The sequence below is a fragment of the Psychrobacter sp. FME13 genome (assembly GCF_014861395.1).
GTDB lineage: Bacteria > Pseudomonadota > Gammaproteobacteria > Pseudomonadales > Moraxellaceae > Psychrobacter.
In genome coordinates, this window is record NZ_RRYV01000419.1 from 1 (window position 1) to 303 (window position 303).

At 42.2% G+C, this 303-nt stretch carries 1 protein-coding gene; it reads left to right on the plus strand.

From position 1 onward, the window contains the following. Positions 1 to 180, plus strand: a 180-nt coding sequence (locus tag EI164_RS16855; protein ID WP_192521092.1) for a type VI secretion system Vgr family protein, incomplete at its 5' end; no start/stop codon positions are given. Positions 181 to 303: the final 123 nt, after the last annotated feature.

A 303-nucleotide genomic window follows, 5' to 3' on the forward strand; every position in this document is an offset into this window, starting at 1 on the left:
CCTGATGAGCATGTCGTTGCATTGGGTACACTACGCCACCGCTTTAGCAATCATCAATCAAGCGATAGTGGTCAAGGCATCAATGTCGCTACCGATCATGGGCTACAGATTAGTGGTGATACAGGAGTGCTACTCTCTACCTTTAATATCAGACACACACAAGCTGAGCATGAGTTGTAGTGGCATAATTAAATTGGACAACTGCTAAGAGGCTATACTAACCCAAAGAAGGAAAATAGTATGACCAACAAACGCAACCAATATACCCGAGAATTTAAATTAGAAGCGATTAGCTTAGTCACT